This window comes from Wolbachia endosymbiont of Diaphorina citri (genome assembly GCF_013096535.2).
Classification (GTDB): Bacteria; Pseudomonadota; Alphaproteobacteria; order Rickettsiales; family Anaplasmataceae; genus Wolbachia.
In genome coordinates, this window is the sequence record NZ_CP051265.2 from 513538 (window position 1) to 531345 (window position 17808).

Annotated in this window: 12 protein-coding genes; 7 read left to right on the forward strand and 5 right to left on the reverse strand. The window is 34.0% G+C overall.

Annotated features, from left to right (window positions below; translation table 11 throughout):
• Positions 1-97: 97 nt before the first annotated feature.
• From icd to HGO49_RS07230, 7 genes are all read left to right on the forward strand, one after another.
• Positions 98-1516 carry an isocitrate dehydrogenase gene (gene icd, locus HGO49_RS02280; RefSeq protein ID WP_017532104.1) on the forward strand — a complete coding sequence of 473 codons (1419 nt, stop codon included), beginning with the start codon at positions 98-100 and terminating at the stop codon, positions 1514-1516.
• Positions 1517-1598: 82 nt separating this feature from the next.
• Positions 1599-2462 carry an Hsp70 family protein gene (locus HGO49_RS07220; RefSeq protein ID WP_237398578.1) on the forward strand — a complete coding sequence of 288 codons (864 nt, stop codon included), beginning with the start codon at positions 1599-1601 and terminating at the stop codon, positions 2460-2462.
• A gap of 97 nt (positions 2463-2559) precedes the next feature.
• On the forward strand, positions 2560-2943 hold the full coding sequence (locus HGO49_RS07225; protein ID WP_237398579.1) for a hypothetical protein: 384 nt from the start codon (positions 2560-2562) through the stop codon (positions 2941-2943).
• 21 nt (positions 2944-2964) lie between these two features.
• Positions 2965-3603 carry an endonuclease III gene (gene nth / locus HGO49_RS02290; protein ID WP_017532103.1) on the forward strand — a complete coding sequence of 213 codons (639 nt, stop codon included), beginning with the start codon at positions 2965-2967 and terminating at the stop codon, positions 3601-3603.
• Positions 3604-4311: 708 nt separating this feature from the next.
• Positions 4312-5844, forward strand: a complete 1533-nt coding sequence (murD, locus tag HGO49_RS02295) for a UDP-N-acetylmuramoyl-L-alanine--D-glutamate ligase (RefSeq protein WP_017532102.1) — start codon at positions 4312-4314, stop codon at positions 5842-5844.
• Between the two features lie 18 nt (positions 5845-5862).
• On the forward strand, positions 5863-6453 hold the full coding sequence (locus tag HGO49_RS02300) for a COQ9 family protein (RefSeq protein WP_017532101.1): 591 nt from the start codon (positions 5863-5865) through the stop codon (positions 6451-6453).
• 90 nt (positions 6454-6543) lie between these two features.
• Positions 6544-7908: a hypothetical protein gene (locus tag HGO49_RS07230; RefSeq protein WP_017532100.1), complete on the forward strand. Its 1365-nt coding sequence runs from the start codon at positions 6544-6546 to the stop codon at positions 7906-7908.
• Here HGO49_RS07230 and rsmD read toward each other — a convergent pair.
• The 5 genes from rsmD to HGO49_RS02330 form a co-directional block, all read right to left on the reverse strand.
• The gene (gene rsmD, locus HGO49_RS02310; protein WP_017532099.1) at positions 7905-8453 is read right to left on the reverse strand and encodes a 16S rRNA (guanine(966)-N(2))-methyltransferase RsmD; all 549 of its coding nucleotides are present in this window, start codon (positions 8451-8453) and stop codon (positions 7905-7907) included. The genes HGO49_RS07230 and rsmD overlap by 4 nt on opposite strands.
• A gap of 104 nt (positions 8454-8557) precedes the next feature.
• The gene (locus tag HGO49_RS02315; RefSeq protein WP_017532098.1) at positions 8558-9187 is read right to left on the reverse strand and encodes a WD_0853 family protein; all 630 of its coding nucleotides are present in this window, start codon (positions 9185-9187) and stop codon (positions 8558-8560) included.
• Positions 9171-12452: a TrbL/VirB6 family protein gene (locus HGO49_RS02320; RefSeq protein ID WP_017532097.1), complete on the reverse strand. Its 3282-nt coding sequence runs from the start codon at positions 12450-12452 to the stop codon at positions 9171-9173. The genes HGO49_RS02315 and HGO49_RS02320 overlap by 17 nt, the downstream gene beginning before the upstream one ends.
• A gap of 81 nt (positions 12453-12533) precedes the next feature.
• Entirely contained in the window at positions 12534-15425 is a 2892-nt protein-coding gene (locus HGO49_RS02325) for a TrbL/VirB6 family protein (RefSeq protein WP_017532096.1), read from the reverse strand.
• Positions 15422-17794, reverse strand: coding sequence for a TrbL/VirB6 family protein (locus HGO49_RS02330; RefSeq protein WP_017532095.1), 2373 nt, complete (start codon positions 17792-17794; stop codon positions 15422-15424). The genes HGO49_RS02325 and HGO49_RS02330 overlap by 4 nt, the downstream gene beginning before the upstream one ends.
• Positions 17795-17808 lie beyond the last annotated feature (14 nt).

Consider the following 17808-nt stretch of genomic DNA (forward strand, 5'->3'; position numbering starts at 1 on the left):
ATTAAATAATCATAAATATTCTAATTCAGGCAATACTAGCTGCTTGTGCCACTCTATTATTTGAATTAACATTAAGTTATTTATAGTTAGGAAAGTTATGTCAACACCAATCACAGTTGCGTATGGTGACGGTATTGGACCAGAAATTATGGAAGCGGTGCTGTCGATATTGCGTGAAGCGAAAGCAGAGATCTCAATAGATATTATTGAAATAGGGGAGCGTGTTTATAGTAAGGAATGGTCTCATGGAATTTCTCCGAGTGGTTGGGAATCTATCGAAAGGACAAAGATATTACTCAAATCTCCAACAACAACTCCGCAAGGTAAAGGCCACAAAAGCTTGAACGTTGCACTCAGAAAAAATCTAGGGTTGTATGCAAATATCAGACCATGCATTTCATATCATCCTGTCATAGAAAATAAATTTGATAAGTTTGATATTGTAGTAATACGTGAAAATGAAGAGGACGTTTACACCGGAATAGAGCATAGGCTCACTGGTGACTCGTACCAATGCACTAAAATTATTACTAGATCTGGTTCAGAAAAAATATGCAGGTACGTTTTTGAATATGCGAAAAAACACAACAGAAAGAAAGTAACTTGCCTGACCAAAGACAACATAATGAAAATGACTGACGGCGCTTTTCATGCAGCGTTTGATCGTGTTGCAAAAGAATACCCAGATATAAAGGCAGATCATTATATAGTTGATATTGGAATGGCAAAAGTTGCCACAGAACCCGAGAATTTTGATGTTATAGTAACTGAAAATCTATATGGCGACATATTATCAGATATAGTGGCACAAACCTCAGGTTCTGTAGGGCTTGCAGGAAGTAGCAATATAGGTAATGAATATGCAATGTTTGAAGCGGTTCACGGCTCTGCTCCTGATATTGCAGGAAAAAACATAGCTAATCCTTCTGGTCTTTTAAATGCTGCAGTGCATATGTTGGTCTATATTGGTCAAGTGAGTACTGCAAAACTAATCTATGATGCATGGCTGAAGACTTTGGAGGATGGAATACACACTGCCGATTTATATAAGAAGAAAAGGAGTAAGCAGAAAGTTGGTACCAAAGAATTTGCAAAAGCTGTTATAGATAATCTAGGGAAAAAACCCACAACGTTATCTGAGCTTATAATTAGCAGTGATTCGGATAGTAAAATAAATAAAGTACAAGACAATTACGAACAAGATTACAAAGTTAAAAAGCTAGTGGGTAGCGATATAACGCTTGCCTGGGACAAATCCAACAATTTTGATCAAATAGTTAGGTTATTTGAATCGAGTAATCTGAAAATGATAGCAATATACTCAAAAGGACTTGCAATTTGGCCAGGAGGCTCAAAGTCTTCAAGTGACCAAATAACCTGCAGGTTCATTGCAAATAATGAAATTACAAATAGTGATATAAATAACTTGCTAATCAAACTTGAAGAACACAATTTTGATGTAGTGAGAATGGATAAGTTGTATTTATATGATGGGAAAGAGGGTTTTTTCTCTTAATGAGAGTTAATATTTTTATGATTGCATAAAACATATAAATACAATATACTAAAGATATAATTTATTCATATGAAATATAGTCATGGGTCAACATTTTAAGTTAACTAGTCAGGAGTTTGATTGTAATGCTGACCTGTTCAAAGTATTAGAAATAAAAGCTAAGCAAGTTGTAGACAAGAATTATGAAGAGCTTAGCACGATTTTGAAGGAGCAGCATAAGAAGTTAATTCTTGTAAGTCATCCTGACAGGGGTGGAAACAGAGATAGATTTGATAAAATTCATAAAGCCTATCAAGAGCTAAAAAAATATATTGAACCTTTGGAATCAGGAAATCCTTGTGTTAAAGTCAGTATTGATGCTGAAAGTGATGGACGTTTAACAGTACATGAATTCAATTATAGGAAAAAATTATTTGAAAAATTTAATATCACTAAAGAGGAAGTGATAGGAAAGAATTTTGTTGAGCTTGCTTCCATATTGAAAAAGAAAAATAGCTCACTAGAAGAAGACTCGAAACACAAAGATGAATTAATTTATAATATAAATTCTTTTGCAAGATATGGCTCACTTTTCGATAGTAAAGTCAAAAAGCTAAGAAATGAGCTTGATGAGCACTTAATGAAGCCTAACATGCAACTATTAAATTATATCTCTCCTTTAGAAAAGTGTGGAAGTCTAATAAAGGAAGACAAACAAGCACTAATGCAAAAGTTTATAAAGCGTAGAGGTGATTTGCTATATAGTACTTTAAAGGCTAAAGTATATACCTTACTTCATTTAGCTTGCGTCCAAGCAGCTTACTGCTATATTTTCTCGCCTACTTGGTTAATTGCCAGTAATACCTTGATGTATTTATGCTTGTCACTAGTAGTATTAAATTTTATTATGGCAAAGCTTTTGCCTTCGTTAACAGAACATTACGAAAAAAAAATACAAAAACTCTGAGATTTCTACTGATCAATATGTAAATAGAAAAAATTGTATTTACTTATGCTATAAGCTTTTTGTTTTCTATCCTTTGCCTATCTTTTTTACTTCTTTAATGATAAAGGATTTTGTTTCTGGCAGTTTTTATATTGATGTAACAATATTTGGTACTTTGTCATTGTTAGCACTGCTAGCTACTGAGATATTTAGTCCTACATTTTCAAAAGGTTGTGAAATATACACTGAAAAACACATGAAAGATTTACTAGAAGAGGATCCAAGAGATAGAGTGCAAAAGGAGACTGATCTGTTAGGACGGTATGATCCACGAAGGCTATTAATGCCGATAATTATGCCTCTTGTTAGAAAGTGTTTTGCAGAAGTGGCAAGCGAATTTGCTGAGAGGAATTTTGATGAGGTAAAAACTGATATGTCTGATGTTAATGCCGAAGGACTATCTAAGCCTAAAGGAATTGAATTTGCACAGCAACCAGTGTAGTATAAGCTTTTAGCTCTATGCATGGACTCAAAAAAAGTAGAACTGATATTTGAAAAATTCAAGCAATCAAATCCTACGCCAAAAATAGAGCTAAATTATACCAATCATTTTACGTTATTAGTTGTAATAGTTCTGTCAGCGCGGACGACCGATATAAGTGTTAATAAAATTACAAAGGAGCTATTTAGTATCGCTGATACACCAGAAAAGATGTTGAATCTTGGGCAAAGTGAGCTGAGAAAATGCATAAGCAGTATTGGTTTATATAATTCCAAAGCAAAAAATATAATCGGGCTCAGTAAAATATTGATTGAGCGGTACAATAGCAAAGTGCCTACTAATTTCGATGATTTGGTATCTTTACCAGGGGTTGGGAGAAAGAGCGCTAATGTGTTCTTAAATTCAGGGCTTGGTATTCCAACATTGGCAATTGATACTCATGTTTTTAGAGTAAGCAATAGAGTTGGGCTTGTGAAAGAAAAAGATATATTTAAAACAGAGCAATCTCTTTTAAATGTGGTTCCAAAAAAATACCTGCTTTATGCTCATCATTGGCTAGTTTTACACGGTAGATACATTTGCAAGGCACAAAAACCTTTGTGTGAAGCGTGCACAATTCATGATTTATGTGAGTTTGAATGCAAGAGGTATAAAGTCTAGCACACTACTCCGATATTCCTTCCTTTTATCATTCAAGTTGGTTCCTTTATGATGACAGTTCCCAGATATTGGTTCTTTTTTTTCTAGATTCCAGTGTCAGCTACTTGAGTGACATGATGGAATATCATCAGGGTACTCTCCTTCTTGTCATCCCAGTGCTTGACACTGGGATCCAGTCTTTCTTACCAACAAAAACTTACCATAAGATGGCCTCTTTTGTGCTCAAAAATTTCTGAATTCCAGTGTCACGCATTGGGATGACGCCTAAGGGGCTACTCGCATGACACCCTCTTTTTAGCCCAAATCACAATGTTCGTACAGCTGTGAGCCACGCGCTGCTCTTTTAGTTACAAATATTAAGACATTAACTAATTTAAAAAAGACAAAAGAATCCCCGTATAGCGAGTTTTAATAATGTAAATTGATAATGTGCTAACAAGCGCGATTTGGCTGAATGTAGAAAAAATAAAAAGACATGCAGCCGCTATAATTTTACGTAATTTGCCAATAAATATCTGAGTTTTTTACTGAATTTCGTCATTGAATCTGCGCAGATCAAAAACAAGAATAAATACTCTTATTGTAAGAGTAAGGGAGTTGGCAAAATCTGTCAAGGAATTTTCTGTTGGCTAAGGTTGTGACAATAAAGTTAAGCGCTGCCAAAAACTATGGAAGAAGTCATTATAATTTGTATTATATCTTTATAAAATGGTTCGCATAATTTATCTAGAAGTGCAACTAAACAAATACAAAAATCAAAGTGTTGCGGTTTTCGGCCTTGGTAAAACTGGTTTGTCCGTCATTAATGCCCTAACAAAAAGCAGTGCAAAAATATACGCATGGGATGATAATAAAGAGCAAATAGCAAATGCAAAAAAGATATATAAAGAGTGTAACTTTACTCATCCCAATGAGTATAATTGGCATGAGATAAGCACACTAATTTTGAGCCCTGGAGTGCCAACAGAGCCACATTGGATAGTAAAACTTGCAAGAAACTTTAACTGCAAAATAAAATCAGACATTGAGCTATTTCTTGAAACTAAAACTACAAGCCAGAAGGTTGTAGGCATCACTGGAACAAATGGCAAATCAACCACCACGTCATTAATAGGGCACATATTAAAATCCACAGGCAAAAAAGTAGCTATTGGCGGGAATTTAGGTGTGCCTATTTTGGATCTAGAAAGAGACGCAGAAATTTATGTAATTGAATTCTCCTCTTTTCAATTGGAGCTAATAAATAAAATTAATGTAGACATTTCTGTATTGCTCAACATCACACCAGACCACATAGATAGACATAGAAGTATGAATAACTACATAGCAACTAAATTAAAATTGATAAATGGTAGCAAGATTGCCGTGATAGGATGTGATAACAAAATTACCGCTGATGTATTCAATAAATTCACTGGGAACAAAATTCCAATTTCAGTAACATATTCCCTGGTGTCATTCCAGCGCATGACCAGAAAAGAAAAACCATTGCCAAATACTCAGATGATAGAGGGTAGTGCAAGAGATCTAATATCATTGGCAGATAACAATTTGCTTGATTATAGTGAACAGATTACTGGTATAGATCGAAATTATCTGGATCCCAGTGTCAGCTACTTGGATGACAAAAGGAGTGCTGAGATTCAGGAGATCTCGCTAAAACTAGAGAATCACAACTTATCAATGAGTGATATGAAAGTAAACCTAGTATCCAATGTAGAAAATATAGTAGCTGCGCACACCGTGTGTAAGTTACTTGGAGTAGATAGCAACACTATTGTCAATGAAATCAAATCCTTTCCAGGGCTAAGACACAGAAATGAATTTCTTGGCAAAATACATAATGTACTTTTTATCAACGATAGCAAAGCAACCAATGCAGAATCGACCGAAAAGGCAATTTTATCTTATAAAAACATATATTGGATTGTTGGCGGAAAAAGCAAAAAAGGCGGAATAGAATCATTAAGCAAGCATTTCACCAAGATTAGAAAAGCTTTTCTTATTGGAGAATCAACTGAAGTTTTTGCAAACATTATGGAGAACAAAATAGATTATATGAAGTGCTATAATCTAGAAAACGCATTTAAACTGGCTTTTGAAGAGGCCATAAATAGCAAAGAAGAAGTAGCGATATTACTTTCTCCTGCATGTTCTTCTTTTGATCAGTGGAAAAATTTTGAAGAACGCGGTGAAGCATTTTGCAGAATGTTTGAAAATCTCAGGTACAATTACATGTAGTGTTTAGTATAATGTTGTATGGAGCAAAAGTTAATAGTAGATGAGCTGATTAAGGTTATTCCATTTGAAGGAATAAGTGATGCAACCTTATTGAAAGCGTGCACGAACCTTAACTTAGCCAATAGTTTTTGTAAATTTCAAAATGGAATATATAGTGCTTTGGAGTACATAGCAGAAAACTTAAATAGCTCAATGGAAGCTGAACTAAGAAATTCCAATTTAGAAGATATGAAAGTGCGAGAGCGGGTAAAGTTAGCTATTCAAATACGCCTTTCAAACTACGCTAAGTTACCAAATTACAGAGAGTGTTTAAAAAATGTTTTATCATTCTCCATATTACCCCAAAATACATACTTTTCTAGTAAACTCTTGTACAAAACTGTGAGCACAATTTGGTACGGTATTTACGATCAATCAACAGATTTTAATTATTATACAAAAAGGGCAATATTAGCTGGAGTGTACTTAAGTACGATACTTTTTTTTATCAATGATTACTCAGAAGATTTTGTGGATACTCTCTCATTTCTTGACAGGCGTATCAACAATGTCATGACGTTTCAAAAATTCAAAACTCGCTTAAAAGGAATCATAAGAAACTTCTTATAGGCTTTCCATCACACTGGTTATTTATATTCTAAGATTATCTTGTTTTTTTTAATCTTTATGTTAAAATATTTAATGTTTATTAAAAAGGAAATGAAAGTTATTTATTACACCAATGGTAATATCAAGCCAGAAGAAAATACAAAACACGTGGTAAACTTTTTTGGAGTACTTGGGTGTATTAAGGTTAATGCTCGTGGTAAAAATCCACTTAAGGGACAAGAAAGCAAGTTAGTTAAGCATTATTTTGACTATCCTTATTTCTCTAGAATCGTTAATCCAGAATTCTTTCAAAAAGAATTGAATGATGAAGAAAGAAAATTCAATAGGATAATATTATCATTATGGTTATGTTCTGCTATATTATCCACTGCTTCTATTATATCGTTATACTTGGCATACCAGAATCAAAAATCAAAAAAGGTACTTACAGGGTTAGCTTTTGCATCAGTAGTGCTATCAATTTTGGCTGCTATATGTTTTGTCGTACTTTGCTTATGGATGTTTTTTGACTTTGTTAAGAAAAGGTTTGTTGCACATAGAATGAAAAACTTTTTGGAAAATGAAGTCAACCCTGAGTGGATAAAGAATTACAAAAAAGAACTTGTAGGTGACGATAAGGAAGTGGATGCAGAAGCTCACGATCAAGAGTTAGGAGAAAATAAAGATGTAGAAGATATTGTAGAGTTCCTCTTGGAAAGAAAGAAAATTGTAGCATTATATAAGTTTCTAACAAACGGTGAAAAGTTAGTTCAAGCTGGAATGGCAATGGTAAACACGTTACTTGTAAAAGGTGTGCATCCAAACAATATAATTTTGGATACTAACTCTCTTGGAGGAGGAATTGCAGCAGAAGTTTTAAAAAGATTTGAAAAACAAGGTATCTATTTAACATTAATTCATAGTAATTCTTATAGCTCACTTAAGGATGCAACTAATAACTTTCCTCATGGGATAGGGAATTTTTTCATGAGACGGCTTCCTGCAAAATTCTTGAATTTTTGGTTTAATCGTTGCGGATTGGAATTTAATTCACGAGAGATTATAGAGAATACAAAATGCCCTGTATTAATTGCTGGCAGGAAAGGCGATACTGTAATTCCACAGGAAGCACAACTCGTTGGTAAACTTCCAGATTCATCCACATCTGACACATCTGAATGGTTTAGATGGAATATAGTACTTGAACACGATCCTCAAGACACGGAGTGTAAGAGCAAAAATATTCATGCTGATCATAAAGAACATTTAGTTTATCGTGAGGATAATAATGATATAACAAAATACACCAGTTACGAAGAAAAAGAAAATAAATTTATTGAAGAAGCGCATAAATATTTAATAGACTCTGAATTTAATAAAAATTTTGATCTAGGGCACTACAGAATAAGTAATTTCTCCGGAAACTTGACGAAAATAGAACTGAAACTCGTCAATGAAAAACCTATACAAGTTTAAGTTGATAGAGAAAGAAAAATTATTTTTGCAATACCGTAGGTACGCTCCAAAATTACACTGAAGTTTTTATTGCACTCAAAATTTTCGTTCTTCCTAATCTCTAGAATTATTAATGCATCATCATTTAACCAGCCTGAGTGAGCTAGCCTGTCTAAAGTTGAGTTAACTAGATTACTATTATAAGGTGGGTCCATAAAAACTATATCGCACTTTGAAATAGGTCTTGGTAATCCGTTAGTATTGCAACAAATTAGCGTGATATCGTTCGTAATTCCAAAATCTTCTGCTGTTTTTTTAGGCAGTTGCAAATTGTAATAATCTGAATCTACCATGAATGCATGTTTAGCACCTCGAGAAAGTGCTTCAAATGAAAAAGAGCCACTTCCGCAGAATAAATCAAGTACATTTAGGTTATAAATAGGTTTTCTTGAAGAAAGTATACTAAATATTGCTTCTCGGACAATACTCATAGTGGGCCGTGCAGCTAAATTCTTGCCTGTAGTTATTTTTCTTCCACGATATTTACCCGCAATAACACGTAACATATAAAACAAGTTCGAAGTTAACTAATTATTTATAATACACATTTAATGTCAACATAGCTTCAGCAGTCTAATAGAAAGAAGGTTGCTTGTGGAGGAACGCAAGATCAATCGCTTTTCTTTGATTTATTTTCTATACTGATTGCACGACCAATCTCGTCTTGTAAATCATCATGGTTGTTTTTTTCATCATGACCCATCCCTTCAATTCTACTTTCTAACTCTAACTTAATTAAAGTATTGATTTTCTCTATACTATCGAGGAAATTGTGACACTCTTCATCACTATATTCCTCACCAGATGCTTTTTTTTCTATAAATAGACTTTTAAATCCTACTAAATCAGAACTCTGATCGGCATTCAACACAATATTTCTCTCTATAAAACTAAGATCTGATAGTAACAAACTAACCTCTAATAGATCTTCACTTTCAATGTTTGCAAGATTATCAAGATCGTCTAAAATAGAGAACATCTTAAGCTCCTTCTGTGCAATTTCTTTGTCTTCTTTATCAAATTCTGACGATAGCCCTTTATCATCTATAAGTCTCTCATTCAGAGCTTTATTTAGCTTTGAAAGACTAACATCACCTTGCTTAGTGCTATCTAGTAACAAATCTACCCTCGCTCTGCGCGCATTTAAAACATCATTGTAATCGTTTAACTTGATATTACCATCTTCGTCTTGCTGAAGACCATAATAACTTAGCCCTTTGAAATTACGATTCTTCATCATTCTCTATGTTCTCATTCCTTTCATTATCTTGACGCTCTCTATCTTCTCCGACACGTATAGCTTCTGTAGTGTTTTTTAGGGTTTCTGGTTCCGTACCTAATTTTCGATTTGATTGATTAGGCTTATTTTCTTTTGATGATTCATCTTCTTTTGGTTCTCTCTTGCGGCCAATAGTGTAGTCATGAAGCTTCTCAAGAAATTCCCGTCTATATGTTTTTGCTCTATAGAGTAGATTATGCTGGTAACCATCCTTTTCTCCTTTAGCAGGGTTAATTCCTATAGAGTCGAGACCATGTTCCCAAGTAAACTTCATAGCATCTTCTATCGTATAGCCCAAATGTGATCCTACATATCGTTTATAATATTCTAAATATTCACCGATTCTTCTGTGTGCAATTTTTTCTTCATCAACTCCAAACGCCCTGTAGATTTTTTCCTCAAGTTTATCAACGTCACTTTTATCAAGTTTATCAACGTCATTTTTAGGTGATATTGCAAATTTTGTTGCTTCAATAGTAGCACCTACAAGCTTACGCGGTACATCAATAGCATATTTCAGCACTCCTCCAACTCTTGGTATTTTACCTAGCTGATTAGCCGCCTCTTCAGCTAATCTATTTGGTAAATGAGTAACCCAACTGCCTACAGACTCTAGTCTTCCACCAATAGCATCTTGCACTACTGATTTACCAGAATATAAGATTTGACTTACAAAAGACGCATCTGGGTCACCATGTGCAGTAGCGCTTGGAGAATGCTTAGAATACATACTAGATATATTGTAAACACTGTATCCACCACCAGCGATACTTGAGCCCATCTGTTGTACAAACTCCTTTAAAGAAAACATCAAAAACGAAAGCAAGAACAATACAAAGATCTCTCCTGCGTTGATTAAATAACCTCTCTGTATGTCTTGCACCCTTTGGTAATCACTATTTTCTTGATAGTTTTGATTTATATCATAAAAATTCTCTGATTGGCAGCTTACACTTTGCGTAATTATACCTTGCACTAAAGACTTTATTTCACTTTTTGAATTTGGTTGAATGATACCCTTTTTGTAATCGTCTATTATTTTCTCATAATTTCTGCATTCTTCTTCATGCTGTTGAGACTGACAATAACGCCTTTTTATCTTACCATCTATATTATCTATCAATAATAAGATATCAGCCTTTTCTGATGCATGTAATAAACTATTCGTTAGACGCACTAGATCTTTTTCACTACAATCAGCATCAACTACTATATCACTTTCTGCTATATAATGGTCTGCTGGATTATCTTTAGTACCAGGAATTGGGTTAAAGAAAGGGTAATCTATATAACGAAACCCTTTTTCAATGTAATCCGGTGGAAGAGGGATATACCCAGCACCGCCAGTAAATTTTATTGTACCACCTTCTCTGCTTATCTTTTCTATACCTTCTATGCTTTTATCCACATTCAGTGGGGAAGCTTCTCCGATAGTGTAAGGTACAAAAATTTGCCCTGGAGTCCAACCAAAATACTGCTTATCAAAGCCACAAGAATCACCAAGGCATAATAACCTTATCTCAAGCCATTTATTATAGCATACAGTAAAACCTAATTGTCTATAAAAGGTGTTCATTATCATTGCAGCAAGTAATGACAGCAGGGTAAATATCATAATTGACTGCAAACAGAAACTAATACAAAACTTTATCCAACCCTCAAACAGACTTTTCAGTGGTGAAAATAAAATAGAGATTAGGAATAGCGGCATTATAGCTACAAGAAAAGCTATACCCATAAAACCAGAAAGGAATATTATGTAAGCATACATACACAGCAGGAAATATAAGACAATCCCTATAAAAATTGCCGGTATCATAAGGAGACTTGCCCACATTTGATAATGTAAAAATGCTGCAAACTTTTTCCAAACAGAGTAAGCAAAAAACTTATTAAACATATCCTCCATGAAGCTAAACAATTTAGCTTCATTTCCTTGAGCAACGTTTGAATTACCCCCGGTGTTCATGTTGGGAGCAAAATTAGTAATTATGCTTATCAATTGTTCAAGACCTTTGACAAATAAAACAAGAAAATGATCATAGAAAAATCTAAAACTTCCAGGAGATATAAGCACTATTACTAGAGTGATTTTCATCATTCTGATGAGCATATCATGCTTAGTTTCTCTTATTATTCCAAAAAGATAAAGAAGCGATGAAATCACTATAAATAGAACAAGCAAGGAAAGAACAAAATTGTGAAAGCTCGTACTTTTTTCAGCTATATTTTGAAACATCGCTTGTGCAGCTGCAGGATCATTGCTATCAAAATGCTTTTTACAATTTTCGTTAATCAATAATACACATTTTAGATAGTTATAAACATAATCAAAAAATCCAAAGTTACTTGGTTTCTGCACTCCGCTCAAAAATTCAAAAGAGTAGCCACCTGCATTATCTAGATAATATCTATCTAATATCTTTACATATATTTTCCATCCTTTTTCTAACCTCACCGTATTACAATTCCTGTCCTGTAATGTGGTGTTATCTCTGTCTAAAGTAAAAAGCCCACTTCCATCTTCCGCTACGGAATTGTAACCTAGATGTATAGTAGGAGACTCAGGGTTACGCATGGATTTTAAATTTTCGTTAGGACTAGAATCGCTAGGCCTTTTAAATAAAAGATAAGCACCATGGCCGTTAGTAAACCAACATGGAGCACCGCGTTTTTCTCTGTTATCATCTTCATTAATGCACTTGCACTTTACAGTGCAACTTGCTTTAGGCTTACTTGAAAATTTTTGTATGCTAGGTTTATAATCATTACAAACTAAGTGAAAGTCAGGCAGACTGTTGTCACCTTCCCCTCTTTCAAATTTGGTTGCATATTTTAACTGCTCCAAACTTTCCAAACTATAACTATTTTGAGATTCCTTCTTATTACTATTGCTCCAAGATGTCCATGCACCATTTACTCGTACTACTAAACTATCTCCATTGGTTTCAAGGCCGGTATCCTTCCACTTCACTACTTGATTAGGATGAAAACCATAATTGATTTCTCCGGTTTCAGGATCAATAGGTTCTCCACTTTCACCTTCTGGAAAAAACGCATCATGACCGATTGGAAAATGAGCACCAATTGCAATGGGCTCAGGACCAAAATAATCAGCAGATATACATCTTGGAAAAGGCATATCATTCTTACTACAACCTGTAAACAGCACACAGATTACCAAAATTAATAACCTAAACCAACATTTGCCTAAGCGTGATTGCATACCTAAACTTTTTCCAATACAGAATAAATTTCTAAAACCTTACTTCAAATATCTTTTTAATTAGTTACTCCATATATCTCATCAATCTTCCTTGACTTGTCCTTTTGTTTTATCAGAATCCTTTTGCTTATCTGGCTGGCTTAGTGTTTCAGATTTGCTCATTTCTCTGCCAGCACTCCCTTTCCCATCTGCTTGCTTTGGTGTATCAGGCAATTTAACTTCAATTTTGCTACGATCTTTACTCATTCCCTGCTTGATGTTATGTATCATATATTGGGTTCTATCATCAAGGCCAACAGTTGACAGCATAGCTTGTGATGCGCTCCTAGAAATATGACTAACACTTTGGGCAACTCCAAAACCAGAGCTGAACAACGCCTGCGCCATAGTTTCTGATATAGAAACAAAAGCTTCCATTGCACTAGCAATGATGAGATATATAAATGCCTGGATTAGATCTATAGGTAATGCTGAAAAGTGCCCACCAGCCCTTTCTCCAGTACTGAGCGCAACATCAACACTAGTACCAGGACTATACCCAAGAGGTAATATTGATTTCATAAGACACAGATCATACGATAAAAAATTTACACTAATTAAGCATTGATAGCATGCAGAAAAATTTGTGAGGTTGTATAGAACTGAATACATTAACTGATTTAAAAGAGACAAGGATGAAAATAAAATGACTGGTTGCAATGAAACATGAGCCAGCGTTTTTATCCAATTATCAAATAATGTTTTAGTTTGTTGAAATAGAATAAATACGATAAATAAAGGTGCCAATGACAATAAAAATGCCACTAAAACAGTAGATATTACATACTTAAACGTAGCACTAATAATGCATCTTAAAAACACAAAAGTAGCATAAAGTATTGCCAAAAATGCAATAAAGCCAAAAGGTCCTGATAGCATTAAAGATAAAAATTTCAGCCATGTTTCTCCTGTAAATAATACTCCCGCTGTTAAATCTAAGAATGCAAATTTTTTACCTCCTTCTCCTATATAGCCAGAAAAACTATCAACTAAATAAGTGCTACCATCTATAAAAAGTCTGGATAAAGTTGTGCCAAAAAGTTCCCAGCTTCTATCGCTAAAGGCAAAAGCTATAAATGCTATCTTCATCATCCTTACAATAAAGTCAAATTTACTTAGCTGTATTGTTCCTAGCATATAGCCAATAACAGTAAATATAACGTATAGAATAAGCAAAGCTCTTACTCCTTGCAGAAGACCTCTTGCATATCCTTTGTATGAATCTTTAACGCTGTCCCCAATTACTTCTTCTTTTATAAATTTAAATACCTCGTTTACATTCGATGAAATAAAATCATTAATTTTTCTTTTGACAAATAAAGTTACTGTGTACTTATTATTTTCATAATATTTGCCGTCTTTGTCCGTAATATCATCTTTCTTTACGTTTTCTACATTAATACCAAAGTATATCTTTTTAGACTCTTTACCCTTTAAATGACTTCCATCTATTGCATAGTAGACTACATTATCCTCTTTTATTTTATCCAACCTCTCTACTTCTTTAAAATCATTAGTCTTTATAGCAAATGGATCTAATGGCGGATTATCACCCAAGTGCATATACAGTTTTTTACCACTATCGAAGTTACATGATCTAGTCACTTCAACATAATACCCTCCCCTATTAGCTCCATAATTACCATAATCTGCAATAGCAAGCATCAGACTATTTTTATCAGGTACTACGTTATTATTCACTGTATAGTAATGATTTAATCTCAGAGAATAATCTTCAAATTTATAATTAATCTGTGAACATACATTATCTCCTTCCGCACCTTTCTCATTTGGAAAACATTGAATACCTTTAGCTGTATTCTGATTATCAAGATCGCCAACTTTTGCAACAAGAGCCTCAGCCCAAGAAATATCTCCTCTGTTCTCTTTGAAGTTTAATTTAGAATTTGATATTAAATTAATGTCAATCTGCTTAGAATCCCTCTTATTTTCTTCAATCTTTTTTAGTTCATCCTCAATACCTTTAAGGTGAGAATACATGTCACATGTATTTCTTTCATCATACTTCTCATACCTTATAGAAGAGACGCAATCCTCCCCTATACCTTTTGCGTTGTAACATATATTCTGATAGTAACAATTAAGTTCATAAGAACTGTACTTGTTCAGCTCATTAAAATCACACCTTTTCCCATTACATAATTCATTCAGTCCTATTTTAGTTCGTCGTAGATCTAACAACGCACCATTCATCCATGGACTTTTATCATTAAAATGTACTTTATTATCGTATGGAGTGTAGCCGTTACCAACTAACACTTTCATTTTTTCTTTGCTAAGCAACGGAAATTCTACTTTAGTCCTTTTACCAATTTCTCCACAAAAGAATGTTCCTCCACCAAACATGTCTTTTATTGTAACTTTATCTTTCTCATCCCCTCTTTCAGTTCTATAACAATTGTCATCAAAACTGATTCCTCTTCCTTGTGGATTGTCATAATCAATCGTTATCTCTCTGGGAATTAAGCTAAAGCTTAACTTATCACCAGGATTTGCTTTAATTCCAGTATCTACATAACGTCTATTGCTATAGAATTCATTATTTCCAAAGCCTATGTCCCCACATATTTCTCGTTCATCAAGACTAGTATTATCAGTTAACTTATTACTGTAATTTGGTATTAAATCATTAGCACAAAATACAGCGGGCACAAGTACTCTCTTTGGATTTTTCCCTTCTTTAAGAGGACAAAGATTTACTGACCCACCAAGAGTAAATTTGATTTTCTCATCCTTGCTAATTACTTGACCAGAATCAACCCAATGAATTTTAACTCCTTCGCCAGCTTCACGAACTGGAACATCTATACTGACACTAGTATTTCTGCTCTGCAACCCAGGTTCAACACAATCCATTGTGCAGCCAGTAATTACAAGACATAGTATCAATAATAATGATTTTCTGCTCATCATTGATTTCCTGTGTTTGTCGGTATTTTAGGTGCTGATCTTTGAGCTGATTGTGGTATTTGAGGTCTTCGACTTGGTGTACCAGATTGCTGACCTGCTCTTCTTTGGATACTTTGTTCATCTAAACCTACTGTTCCCATTAAGCTTTGCTGATATTGCCTTCCTGGTTCGCTTGCTACATAAACACCAAACAACGAATCAGATATTGTTGAAGATGCCTCAACTAAAGCTTTCATAGCATGTCCCAAAATCACAAAAGCTATCATAGCTGTGATGTTAGGTGCATGTTTGGAAGCATAACCATAAAGAATACAAGGATTAAAAATCTTTAAGTTAAGATTAAGTATACATGTAGGGCAGACCTCAAAATTAAAGACCGAATACACAATATAATCCATAACCTGGCTTATTAATGATATAAAAATTAAAAGCACTACCGGATGAATTGCAAATCTTGCTAAATTTTTGACCCAATTGTGAAACATCTGTCTAGTATATCCAAATAGAAGGCAAATAATAAAAAGAGGCGCCAAGGAAAGCAATAATGCAACTATTGCTATAGATGTGATAAAAGAAAATAAGGCGTTAAACATCGATAAGCTCACTGTTATCAAACCCCAAATCACCAAGCAAAACGATACAATACCCAAAGGACCGGAGAATATAAGAGATACTATTAGTAACACTGAGTGTGCTGATAAAAACCTATTGAGCGGTAAATCAAGAAATTCAAAAACATTTGATGTTGTACCTCTGAAATTTGCTATTTCTATTAACTGTTTTGGAGCATTAACAAAAATAGAAAATGCATTGTTATAAAAAAAACTCCAACTATTATCGTTCAGCAATTGGGTAATAACTCCTATCTTTACACATATAATTAAAAACTCATATATAGAAGCATGAGACAATCCAAAAAAGTAATAAAGGGTGTATAAAACTATATATAATACTAATAACGACACTATTGTAGATCTGATGGTATTTGTTCTATTTGATGCTACAAAACTTTGATAAAGAGACTTCACAGGGCTAGTATCAGAGTGAATCACGTTAGTGTCTTTGTAGCTAGAACCGAAAAATGCAGTTTTTACTTTTTCATCAAAAAAATTATATATCGCACTAAAAGTTCTTACAGGTGGCTCTTTAGTTGTAAGGTTAATGCTAAACTGACCCTCATTTTTCTTATAATCACAGCCATGATCTCTTATTCCGTAATATATAGTGCCACTCTTGTCCTTTAGCTTTTCTTTTAAGCCTTCCATATATTGAGTATTATAAACTTTGCTAATGTCTACAGGTATATCTCCCTGAGTTTCATCGGGCTCACGCTCAGGAAATTTGTCAGAAACGCTTATATATAAGCTTTTTTCTAAATTAGGGATTCTTGTTACTCTTATGTTGAAACCACCCTTGCCCTTACCATCACCTAAACTAAAAGTTAACTCTGGTTTTGGATGGTTACGATCTATCTTATGATCACAGTTAATACATATACCGCCTCCTGGAATGTGTTCAAATTCCTCATTATCCATGCGAACACGTAATAGTGTAATGTCAGTTTTTACCCATTTTTCCTTTAATACGTTATCAATAATTTCAGCAATAACAGATTCACCTCTAGAACTTAAAGTATTGAATATCTCACCTTCTATACTATTGTATTCAATATATACGCAACCTTTTTCTCCGCTGCCGAAAGAAAATTTACATATACGTCCACAGAGTAAATTTAAAATGCGCGTATCTATCTTACTTGCACTGCTCTCTGAAAGCTTGCTACAGTCTACATTTTCCCCTTGCTGTTTTATAGAGTCGATGACATTTCTAATTTCCTCTCTTTCACTTTGATCTAATTCTGAAGACCAGTACTCTTTTCCATTTAACCATTGTGCATTGCCTATTTCATATTTATTAGGACATATTTCACCTTGACACTTCTCTTGATTTAAAACATGTGAAAAATACTCCTTTTCCCCTTCACCGCAACTCTCGTCAATTTTTTTATAGGTGACCGTGCCATGATCGTTTTTACACATTTTACTTCCAACAACACTAAAGCTTATCGCATCGCCAGCTTTAAGCGCAAACGGTAATGTAACGTTTCTTACTCCAGGTTCAATTGCAAAATCTTTATATTGCGAACAAAAATTAACCTTATTAGGTACTATATTAATCTCTGTTACTTTTATTTTATCCGAAATATAGACTCCAGAATCAACCCATTTCTGCTCTGTTGACACTATATCCAATTTCTCACGCAAGCCTGATGAATCTTCTGGCTTAATACACCCGCACCCAGATAATAAAAAGAGTATCACAAAACTTATGCATAGCTTAACCAAATTTTGGTTGCTCAAATGTTCAAACATCTGTTACTCACCTG

Bases quoted from the DNA above. Each gene is read 5' to 3' on its own strand.
- icd (WP_017532104.1), top strand. From the start codon at position 98: ATGTCAACACCAATCACAGTTGCGTATGGTGACGGTATTGGACCAGAA.
- HGO49_RS07220 (WP_237398578.1), top strand. From the start codon at position 1,599: ATGGGTCAACATTTTAAGTTAACTAGTCAGGAGTTTGATTGTAATGCT.
- HGO49_RS07225 (WP_237398579.1), top strand. From the start codon at position 2,560: ATGATAAAGGATTTTGTTTCTGGCAGTTTTTATATTGATGTAACAATA.
- nth (WP_017532103.1), top strand. From the start codon at position 2,965: ATGGACTCAAAAAAAGTAGAACTGATATTTGAAAAATTCAAGCAATCA.
- murD (WP_017532102.1), top strand. From the start codon at position 4,312: ATGGTTCGCATAATTTATCTAGAAGTGCAACTAAACAAATACAAAAAT.
- HGO49_RS02300 (WP_017532101.1), top strand. From the start codon at position 5,863: ATGGAGCAAAAGTTAATAGTAGATGAGCTGATTAAGGTTATTCCATTT.
- HGO49_RS07230 (WP_017532100.1), top strand. From the start codon at position 6,544: ATGAAAGTTATTTATTACACCAATGGTAATATCAAGCCAGAAGAAAAT.
- rsmD (WP_017532099.1), bottom strand. From the start codon at position 8,453: ATGTTACGTGTTATTGCGGGTAAATATCGTGGAAGAAAAATAACTACA.
- HGO49_RS02315 (WP_017532098.1), bottom strand. From the start codon at position 9,187: ATGATGAAGAATCGTAATTTCAAAGGGCTAAGTTATTATGGTCTTCAG.
- HGO49_RS02320 (WP_017532097.1), bottom strand. From the start codon at position 12,452: ATGCAATCACGCTTAGGCAAATGTTGGTTTAGGTTATTAATTTTGGTA.
- HGO49_RS02325 (WP_017532096.1), bottom strand. From the start codon at position 15,425: ATGATGAGCAGAAAATCATTATTATTGATACTATGTCTTGTAATTACT.
- HGO49_RS02330 (WP_017532095.1), bottom strand. From the start codon at position 17,794: ATGTTTGAACATTTGAGCAACCAAAATTTGGTTAAGCTATGCATAAGT.